Origin of the sequence: Leisingera sp. UBA4491 (assembly GCF_002388965.1) — a bacterium.
Taxonomy (GTDB): Bacteria; Pseudomonadota; Alphaproteobacteria; order Rhodobacterales; family Rhodobacteraceae; genus Leisingera; species Leisingera aquaemixtae.
Genome location: NZ_DGNN01000005.1, coordinates 135952 through 146268, shown reverse-complemented (window position 1 = coordinate 146268; position 10317 = coordinate 135952). Strand labels below are relative to the sequence as shown.

4 protein-coding genes and 3 pseudogenes are annotated in these 10317 nt (G+C 61.2%); 5 read left to right on the top strand and 2 right to left on the bottom strand.

Annotated features, from left to right (window positions below; all coding sequences use genetic code 11):
• Positions 1 to 440: 440 nt before the first annotated feature.
• From B2P87_RS20035 to B2P87_RS02150, 5 genes and pseudogenes are all read left to right on the top strand, one after another.
• Positions 441 to 737 (top strand): annotated as a pseudogene (locus B2P87_RS20035) (single-stranded DNA-binding protein); the annotation flags it as partial.
• A gap of 76 nt (positions 738 to 813) precedes the next feature.
• A pseudogene (locus B2P87_RS02165) lies at positions 814 to 1245 on the top strand (TniQ family protein); the annotation flags it as partial.
• A 101-nt stretch (positions 1246 to 1346) separates the two neighbouring features.
• Positions 1347 to 1625, top strand: a pseudogene (locus tag B2P87_RS02160) (IS3 family transposase); the annotation flags it as partial.
• A gap of 464 nt (positions 1626 to 2089) precedes the next feature.
• On the top strand, positions 2090 to 3151 hold the full coding sequence (locus tag B2P87_RS02155) for a hypothetical protein (RefSeq protein ID WP_141890953.1): 1062 nt from the start codon (positions 2090 to 2092) through the stop codon (positions 3149 to 3151).
• A gap of 541 nt (positions 3152 to 3692) precedes the next feature.
• The gene (locus tag B2P87_RS02150) at positions 3693 to 4142 is read left to right on the top strand and encodes a hypothetical protein (RefSeq protein ID WP_082649522.1); all 450 of its coding nucleotides are present in this window, start codon (positions 3693 to 3695) and stop codon (positions 4140 to 4142) included.
• Positions 4143 to 4196: 54 nt separating this feature from the next.
• On the opposite strand, the gene B2P87_RS02145 is transcribed toward B2P87_RS02150, so the two are convergent.
• The gene (locus B2P87_RS02145) at positions 4197 to 6734 is read right to left on the bottom strand and encodes a DUF3131 domain-containing protein (RefSeq protein ID WP_141890952.1); all 2538 of its coding nucleotides are present in this window, start codon (positions 6732 to 6734) and stop codon (positions 4197 to 4199) included.
• On the bottom strand, positions 6731 to 10096 hold the full coding sequence (locus tag B2P87_RS02140) for a glycosyltransferase (protein ID WP_286851599.1): 3366 nt from the start codon (positions 10094 to 10096) through the stop codon (positions 6731 to 6733). The genes B2P87_RS02145 and B2P87_RS02140 overlap by 4 nt, the downstream gene beginning before the upstream one ends.
• Between the last annotated feature and the right edge of the window lie 221 nt (positions 10097 to 10317).

The following is a 10317-nucleotide window of genomic DNA, read 5'->3' as shown; positions in this document are numbered from 1 at the left end:
GACCAGCGGGGGGCAGGTCACCTGGCCTCTCGTTGTAGAGTTTATCCCCTGCTGCGAGATCTTGCACATCTCACAGTAGGGAGTGCGTTTCGCAATGTGTGTTACAAATTTGTTTCTCAAATCATTGAGGGTCGAGATCTAAGCGTCGGGTCACCGACGTTGGCCGGATGAAGCCAAGGCCCAGGCGGTGGCGGATAGCTCCAGGCTACCCTCGAAGCCATCGCCGCAGTTGACTCTGGCAGCCGGCTCGATGAACTCCTCTCTTAGAACTTCCAGCCGTTAAGTTGAAAGGCCGGTGCCCTTCAGGTGAGGGAAATATCCCATGTCGTTGCACAAGAACCCCAAGATGGGGTTCTTGTGCTTTTTGCTTCACGGTATGCGGTACAATACGCCAAATGGAAATCGTTAAAGTCAACCGCTAGTACAACGACCGCGATGGCAACCGCCAGGAAGCGACTGATTACCACAACATCGTTGTCTTTGGGAAAGTCGCGGAGAACTGCGCCCGCTACCTCCACAAAGGAGCACTTGTGATGGTCGAGGGCAGGATGGGTTGTAGTCAGCGGCCGCTCGTGTTCCAGTACAGGCGCAACGCCGCCATCGTCTTATGGAAGTCAGCCATGTTCCAACAGACGTTCGCCCCGTCTCGTATCAACCAGTGCAGGTCGTTGGCGCACGCTAGTTGGGTCGGGTCACAACTATCCAACCACGCCAGGCAGTTCTCGACCGTCTGTTGATACGTCCAGCTGAAGTTTTGCGTCGGCACGTTCCAGAGCATCCCCTCCAAGAAGTAGGAAAGGCTCCGGGAAATCAGACGCGATCCGGCACCTCTGTGAACTGGCCGGTCAGGACCACAAGGTGGTGGAGCACAACACCATCCGCAGCCTGGACGGCAGGCGTTTTGAGCTGCGCGGCGAGGCGTTTTCCACGGAATTTCTGACCGGCTCCGTGACTCGCTTTTGCCCTGCCTGCCTGGCCGAGGATGAAGGTGCCGCCAGCCGTCCCCACGCACGGCGGCGGGGGCGGCTGGAGTGGCTGCTGGCTCCGGTCAGGATTTGCCCGCGCCATCTGCAGCCGCTCATGGAGCGGCAGCGTGATGCCTGGGACGGCAAGGCCCGGGAACTGCAGCTGCTGGTGCCTGAAACCGGTGCTGCTCTGCAGGCGCTGGCGGAGACGTTATCAACGCTTTGGTGCAGCCCGCGGTGCTCCAGCACAACCACGCTCTGCTTTCTGAACTGCCGCTGATCAGTAACGTGATCAATGAAACCAAGGATAAGCCCCGCAGCGACGAGCAGAATGCCGAGGAAGACGGTGATCTGGGACCAGTAGACCGATAACCCGCCACCAGGGGCAGTCAGTACTGCTCGCACGACTACCAGAGGATCCTGCGCCAGCATGGGTTCCAGGCGTCGATTAGCAGGAAGGGCAATTGCTATGACAACTCCGCAGTGGAAACCTTCTTCAAGACCCTCAAGGCTGAATTGATCTGGCGCAGGTCATGGCCAACACGCCGAGACGCTGAGATGGCCATCTTCAACTACATAAACGGCTTCTACGATCCGCGCCGACGGCACTCTGCTTTAGGCTGGAAAAGCCCAGTCGCTTTCGAACAGAAAGTGGCTTAAACGAGCACATGGGGCGGCACTAAAACGTGACAGGTCCACTTTCAATTTGGACCACTCAAGTGGGTCTGCTCACGTCCAAACTCATCGAAAGAAACTATCCATCCGGCCTGATGCCAACGTCCAATGCTGCGGGTGGCGTCAAGGGAAGAAGGGCGCAGAAAGCGGGCTTCGCAGAATCCTGCATAACATACTTGATTGTCGCCTTGGGCCTGACCGAACGCCGCGGCGCAGCTTCGCCATTGCAGCCGTTCGTAGATCGCGCAGCATTTTTGAAGGCCGAAGGACAGCAGAGCGGGACCTTGCTGCCGTTCTCCGCACGTGCAGCCAGGACGCCCACACGTGTCCGCTATCAGCACCTGCAGGGCAAAGCGACTTCATGCGGCGGCAGGCTCCACCCGACGTCCGGAGCGGGGGAACGCGGCGCTGGATTGCCGCGTTGAGGTCCGAGACGAAAGGAGATTGGCATGAATAAGTTCTTTATCGGCAGCGCCGTGGCGCTCGCTCTGACTTCGACATCCCTGTCCGCTGCCCCGGTCCATGCGCAAGGCGGCATCGCAGGCTTCGGCACGGCGAACAGCGAGCAGATCTGGCTCGCCAAGGGCAACAACGGCAAGGGCAATGGCAACGGGCACGGCAGCATGAAGCGCGCCGAGAAGGGCAATGGCAACCCCGGCAACGGGAACGCCAATGCCGGCAATGGGCATGCCAAGCCGGGCCAGGGAAATGATCACGCCGGCAAGGGCAAGCCCAAACATGCGGGCGGACCCAAGCGCAAGCAGAACGGCGCCGGTGCCAAGAACGCACCGGAGGGGAACGGCGGTGGCGCCAAGGGCCGCCGGGCCTTCACCGCGGCGGAGCGTGAAGAAGCCGTCAGCCGCATCGTCTCGGCACCGGCCCCCGCGGGCCGCGACATGCTGCGCGTCGCGGGTGCGGCAGCGCTCGCCCTGGCAACGCCGCAGCTGCTGGCGTCCGGCATCCCGGACGATGAGCTGATCGTCTACAGCAATTGCCCGCCGGGCCTTGCAAAGAAGGATCCGCCTTGCGTGCCGCCCGGCCTGGCCAAGAAAGGCGTGACCTTTGACGAATGGGCCTCCTACGGCCACGATGGATACGATGAGATCTGGGCCAAGCGCCGCGACGCATGGCTCAGTGCTGAATCCTATGGCGATCCGGACCCCGGGCTTCTGCTGCTGCAGTCGGACCACGTTGCGACGCTCTTCGGTCTTGATCCCGCGCCTGAGGGCCAGCGGTATGCCCTGATCGACGGCATGCCGGTCCTGCTCGACGAGGAGGATTACACCTCGCTGCTGCTGGTGAACCAGATGGCACAGGTGGCAGAGCTGAAGGCCGGGGTGCCGATCGCCCCGACGGCAGCCCTGACGCAGGAGGAACTGATCAGCCTGTACCGTCTTCCGCAGCCGGGTGCCAATGAGAGTTACGCCGTGTTGAACGGCCAGCTGGTGAAGCTGAACGAGTCGGAATACGAGCTCCTGCAGATGCTCCGCATCGCGCGGGCTGTTCTGTAAGCCTTCGGGCTGACAAACACAGGCCCTTGGATTTCTCCCGGGCCTGAGCTGTGACTGGAGCAGCCGCCGGCCATGCGGCGGCTGCTTTCCTTTCTGGCGGAAAACGCGGCAGCCGCATGTGACGCCCGCACCCCCGTATTTCGCGCCTTGCGGGAAAAACGTGCCTGCCAATAACCCGGTGTTTTAAAACGGAACATGCCCTCCAGCAGGGTCTTCCGCCCTTGATCTTCCGGTTTTGTTAAAATTTTCCTTTTGTTTTTAACCTCTTATTACCCTATCCTGTGCATATTGCAGCTGTTGGCAGCTGCGATTTCAAACTGCTCTGCAGCTTCCTGGGTACTCAGTTAAACAGGATGACAGTATGACTTACAAAGTTTCCAGAATTGCGCTTTTCGCCGGGACATTGCTTGCTGCAGCAGGCTGCAGTGTTCAGGACAGAGCAAATGACAGCCTGAACGGAATGCACAGCACCCGGCTTCTGGTTGACGAGAGTGTGTCCGCAGGAGTGACCGGCAGCGCTGCGTATGGTGCAGAACAAACCATGAACGCATTCTTAACGGGCTACAGCTATTGGGACAATACCCCGCGCGGCTCGGCACAGATTGCCCGCCCGGTGATCCACCGGCAGGCAGGCGGGACCGGCACTTACGAGGACCCGGTGACGCTTGCGGTCGGGCATGTGAAACGGAACGGCCGCAGCTACATGGACTACCCGGCAGGCACCAAGTTCTACATCAAGAACCTGCAGCGTTACGCGATTGTCGAGGATCTGTGCGGTGACGGGCCGAAACCGCAGGCCGGACCGTGCCACAGCGGCTATCAGGGCCACGACTGGCTGGATATCTACGTGGGCGGCAAGGGCATCAATGAAAGCTGGGTCGACGGCTGCATGAACCGCATCACCGGCATTCAGCCGGTTATCCTGAACCCGAGGCCAGGTTACCCGGTGTCGCCGGGAGAGATTGCTGCCAGCGGATGCGCCACGTTTTGAGGCAAAGCTGTTGTGCAGACGGTTCCCATTCCGCGTCTTGCCGGTTCGGGCCAGTCAGCCTGAACCGGCAAGACGATGCGCAATCGCCTGAAGGATAACGCCGTTTGTGTTCAGATCCGTGTAGGCCTCGGTCGGCCGCCCGGTCTTCAAGTAGATGCTCGACGCAAAACCGTTTTTGGTCCGGGCAATATTTCTGGTGAAGCTGACCAGTTTTTCGGAGTAGTCATGCGGCTGATAGGCCGACCAGAGAAAGGCGGCCTTGCTGCTGAGAGCCAGGTTCTCTGCGCGGAATTCGGGCGTCCGGTACTCCGGCTCCTGCCCGACGGTGTCAAAGGCCCACGTGCGCTCTTGCGCATCCAGCTGCAATCCCTGGTAGAGGAACCAGGGCGCCTTGTCGATTGGCCCTTCCGAGACGCAGATGAGCCTGCCTGTTTCGCGGAAATCCTCCAGCTGCGCGCCGAACAGCACGTCAGCCAGATAGGCGCTTTCCTGCGACATCCCCAGTTCCATTGCCTCAAGCAGCAGGGGCTCTGCCCCAATCGGCCCGATCCTGGCCGCAGCTTCAAGCAGCGCCATCTGCCCGTCGGCTGCCGACCGGCCGGCAAAGACCTCATATGGCGATTTTGCGGACACCCCCCACCGCCGGAAGGCCAAGGCCGAATAATGGGCGCTGTGGGACACGTATGAGGTCTTCAATTCACCGTCTGTGACAGAGTGGATTTCGCCGTCAATGATCACCTTGCGAAGGTCCCAGGAGCCGACAAGCGCCTCCAGCTCCTCGCCGAAATTGCTGTGGCGGCGCAGGTTGTCCAAGGCGGCAAGCAGCCGGCCCGCGTCGGAGCCGTCAAAGTTCTTGTTGCCCCACTTGCGGCGGTCGGTCCGTATCCACCCCTGCGGCAAGTGGCGGCCCTGCGACGTCCGGCCCGCGATATTGGGCAGGATCTTGCGGATTGCGGCCGCAAAGTCCTCCTGGCTGATCAAGCCGATTTGCCTGGCTGCCAAAAGCCCGTTGATGTGGCTGCCGACATCCCACATCGTGACGGCCTCGTGATACCGCCCGCCTGGCGCGAAATCCACGGTCGCAGGGCACAGCCCGGTGCCAGGGTCAGTGAATTTCTCGAAATACCGCCAAGCCACGCGGGCATCTTCAAGCAGCTCCTCCCGCCCGGCATCGCCCAGGCGGGGGCGTGTTTTTATCAGCTCTGGCGCAGTGGCAGCCGTCTTCCGGTAGCGGGCGGGCAGCGGTCCCGCGGGCACGACAGTCCGGGAGAACGTTTCGAGCAGGAGAAACTGCGTCCCTTCAGCGGCGGCCATGTCTTTCAGAAGGCCTTCCAGTGCGCGCCGCTCCGGCGGGAATGCAATCGCGTCCGGCTTTAAGAAAATCACTGCATCTTCAGTTCCGGACGTTGCAGATTGAAATGCCTCCACCACGCCGCTGCCGCTGACAACGTGGCGCGGGAATTGCAGGAAACCCGCACGCCCCAGCCCCTGCGGTCCGGCCGCGTCCGCGGGAAAGGTCACGCCGATGCCTGGCCCCAGCGGCCGGGCCGTCCGGATTTTGGCGGTGCTCCGGTCTTCGATATCAATGGGGAACATGCCGGGCTGCCCGGCGTCTTCATTCTGAAAACCGGTCCGGACCCAAAAGCCGCTGCCGGCCCGTTCCGGATCTTCCGCCCCGGTCGAATAGGGGATGCCCGCCGCCTTCAGGAATTCCGTAAAGGCCGAATACGCGGATGCCTGATCGCGGTCGTCCGCCTGCGGCTGCAGCACATGCAGGCACAGCACACGCTTGAACCCGTAGCTGTCGCGCAGCTGGATGTCTGTGACCGGCAGCAGAGACAGATCCCCGTCCAGCTCCTGTTTCGAAAGCGCGCTGGCGTAGCGCTCCGCAGCTGTCTCCAGCTGGTTCAGATCGATCCCGGAGATGTCCTGGGCTGAAAGGTAGAGAATGTTCTGGCTGGCCGAAATGCCGGCAGCAGCCGCATCGCCGTGGAAATCCGTTAGCGACTGCACCGTGCCGCCGAAAAGCCGTACAACACCGTTTTCCCACGTCTCCGATCGAACCGGAGCCGACTGCGCCGGAACCGACAGGAGATTGAGGAAGCCAGCGGAACGCACCCCCCGGGGAGCAGCGGGGGCATCCTGATCCGCACACGCGATTGTCTGCATGAGGCGGTGCGTGTTTCGGGCAGACACCGCCGGCTGCAGCATGGTTTGCAGGGCAGAGCGGGCCTCATGGGCTGCCCGGGCTTGAAAATGCTCGGAAAGCGAGGACAGCTCCGGAATGTATGGCACGACATCCAAACCGTTCCTGCCGAGCATATACCCGTTCAGCACCTGTGCCAGCTTGCTTTGCGCAGGGTAGGGCCGGCCGTGCTCGTCAAAGGGATTGACGAGGCAGGCCAGCGGCATGTTCCGGTCGAGAAACGCATCTATCACCGTAATAAGATGCGGGATCGAGACGTCTTCGGTGATGTTTGTCACAACCGGAAACGCCTGCGCCGGAAGCTGCCACAGCGTGGAAGCAGCGCCCTTGCCCGGCAGCAGCGCCAGACCGGCCGCCGCCGATTTCAGAAAGGACCTGCGTTTCATGTGTTGCCGGCCACCAAACCGTAATCGCGCCCGTGACGTTTGACGCTACCCCAGTTGGCTAAACGTCCGGTTACGGCCCGCAGGATCGAGCGGATGACCGAAAAATACAGGAGCGGGCGGTACACCAGCCTTTGCAGCGGGAACAGCAGCAGGGACCAGTTGCTTTCGTCCTTGTCGGTGGTGATCGCAATGGCGGCAATCAGCAGCTCCAAGGCTGGCAGCGCCATAAAGGCCCAGAGGTATTGCATCGTTTGCACGTGCTGGGTGCTGCCAACATCGCCAGTCCAGCCGCCTGCCATGAGGTTGTAGAGCATAAAGATCACAAACAGATCTGCGATGGGGGCCAGCAGCGGGAAGACATAGCCGAACACGAACATGTCCGAAATGGACACCAGGCCGATCGGACGGCCCTCGAGGATCGCCCGTTTGTGCTTCCAGGCGCTTTGGAACATGCCCAGGGACCAGCGGAGCCGCTGCTTCAGGAGCTGGCCTACATTCTCCGGCACCTCGGTGTAGGCCTTGGCCTTGGGCTCGAACACCACAGTATAGCCCGCCCGGTTCACCTGAATTGTGAGGTCGGTGTCTTCGGTCAGGGTTTCTTCACTGAACAAGCCCGCCTTCTTCAAGGCTTCGACCCGCCACGCGCCAATGGCGCCGGGGACCACCAGAATACCATTGATCAGGTCGAAGGCTTTCCGTTCGACGTTCTGGGACGTCGCATATTCAAAAGCTTGCAGGCGGGTCAGCAGGTTCACGCGGTTGCCTGCGATGATCTTGCCTGCCACCGCGCCGGTTTTCGGGTCTGCGAAATGCCTGACCAGATGGGTGATCGCGTCTTTGCAGACCTGCGTGTCCGCATCGATGCAAACCGCAAATTCTGCGTCGGTGCTTTGGATGGCCCTGTTCAGCGCGCTCCATTTTCCCTGGTTCGGCTGCGAGATGAGGCGCACCTCGCTTTTGTGGCCGAACTTCAGGACCTCAAGCAGCGTGTCATCGGTCGAGCCATCGTCCACCACGATGATTTCCAGGTTTTTGTAACCGCTCGCCCGGACGCTTTCGACGCATTGGGCAATCACCTTTGCCTCGTTATGAGCGGGGATAACCACGGCAACCTTCGGCTGCCTCTGCAACGGCGTAAACCGTTCGCGGCGGTTCAACAGCGCCAGGATCAGAATGCCGGCCGAGCGGAGAAGGCCGATTGCAAGCACCACCCAGAAGACAACCACGACCGCCTGTTGCGCCACCCAGACCATGGAGAACGACACCCGGTCGAAGGCCGGAGAGCCGCCCTGGGCCACAGGCATCAAGGCCGCGCGGTTGGTGCCCAGAAGATCCGCGAGCGTCGTGAACTCATAGCCTTTTGCCCGGAGCGACCGGATAATCGGGCGGACGGCTTCCACGGTCGCGGTGCGGTCCTGGCCGCCATCGTGCAGAAGGATGACATTGCCGTTTCCCTGCTCCACCTCGCCGATCACATAGTTCGCGATCTGCCCGCTGTCCCAGCCTTCCCAGTCTTTGGGGACAATTTCCATACCTGCAATGGTGAACCCGCGGGCTTCGGCAGCCTCCAGCGAGGCGGCACGTTCTGCGCTAATCGGTCCGCCGCGGCGCTGAAACGGCTCGCGGTAGAGCATGGTTTTCCGGCCGGCTGATCCAGCCAGGATCTTATCCAGAAGCGCAAATTCCAGATCGACACGGGTCTGGGAGATCTGGTCCATTCTCGGATGGGAAAAGCTGTGCGCGCCAATCTCGTGCCCTTCATCAACCATCCGGGCGACCAGGTCGGGTGAATTCATGACACTGGTGCCAACGACGAAGAAGGCGCCGGGCACCTGCTCTTCTTGCAAGATGTCCAGGATCTCCTTGGTGAACCTTTCGTGCGGGCCGTCATCGAAGGTCAGCACAAGCTTGCGCCGTTCTGGCTTGCCGTAAAGCTCGATCGAATACGGCTTGGGCAGCCGGCTGTAGCTCTGGTCCGTGACCAGCCCGGTCTCTGCCTCGAAGGTCACCTGACGGACACCGGCCGATGCGCGCTGATCGATGCGGATGAAGGCGCCCTGTCCCTTGTAATCGACAAAGTTGTTGAGCTCGGCAATGGCAAGTTCAGCTTCCAGAACATCCTTGGCAGCATTCTGATGCTGCAGAACTTTCCAGATGCCGGGGTCCTCCTGGCCGAGCGACCAGACAGCGACATTGGCAATGCCGAGCTCTTTCAGGCGGAGCAGCTGGTTGTGCGCGGATGCGGCATCCAGCATCCAGATCTTGCGCTGCTGCCCCTGTGCGTCACGGTAGCGGCTGAAGCTGTTGGAGGATTTTGCGCTGAAGCGCAGGTCCGCTCCGGCGGCGCTCATTCTCTGCATCGCTTCCGAATAAGACAGCAGCTCCGGTTTCGAGGATCCGGAGGTCCACTCAACGGCGAAATTTCCGATCGCGACAACCAGCTTTTTTGCACCGATGGCTTGCACCGCCTCAGCTGCCACATCCTCAATCCAGTTGTACGGGGCAAGCGGGCCAGGCACGGATTCCGCCCAGGGCTCCTGGAAGAGCTTCAGGATAACCTGATCAAACAGACCGGTCAGTTCCGCATCCTTCCACTCCGCCTGGCTGCCCGCAAGAATGGTGCATGCCGTCAGCCCGCGGGAGCGGAAGGTATCAGAAAAGCGCGCCATCAGCGGTCTGAGGCGCTGGAAGGCGTCGGGGTCCAATCCGGTGAAATCCAGGCACGCCCCCTGGGCGTTCAAGGCGGCCACAGCGGCGGCCATGCCTTCGGCAAGGGCCGGTGCTTGTGCCGCATCAGCGATACTGTCCAGAAAAGCCTCTTCTTTCCGCTTCTCTCCCAGCAAGACGGCCGGCAGAAGCTGCGGACGCACAGCGGCGCCGGACATGTATTCTTCAACAGAAATCCGGGTGTCCTTGCTGATCAGGGACACTGCAGGGCGGTCCTGTTCCTCGACGATGCTGATCCATTCCGGCACAACCACGCCCAGTTGGCCGCAGCTGTCTTCCAGCGACAAAAATGCCCCTTCAGACGACACGGGCACGTGGCCGAAGACCCGCGGGTCCCCTGGGTCTGCCATCGCCGAAAACACGGGCTGTTTGTGCCCTGTTTCGCAGGCGGGCGCTGCCTGAGGGACCGGTGACGCCGACACCAGATGGGTCAGCTCGTGCTGACCGTTGCTGTCCCCGGCTGGATGAACATGACTGCGGTTGTCGCGGTAGAAGGGGTTCAGTTCACGCAGCGCAGACTGCAAGGAGAACGAGCCGTCAAGGAACAGGATCGCCCAGCACAGGACAGCCGTTACCAAGGCGATGACCACAGCCCTGGCCCGGCGCGCCCGGATTCGTTTCGGGTCGTCGAACACTTTGCGGGACGACACGACTGTTTCCAGCCTGTCCTGATGAAAGGAAAACCGTTTCACTCAAGCCCCCTTCGAATGCAGCGGCACTGCATTTCGAGAGCTGGCAGGCACACACCTGCAAAGCACAAAACAACACTATCGTTTGCCACGGTCCCCCGACCCCCAAGCAGGCCAGCGCTGCTGTCTGATGTGCGCGAAAACTGTCCCCACAGCGGTTCCGCGCG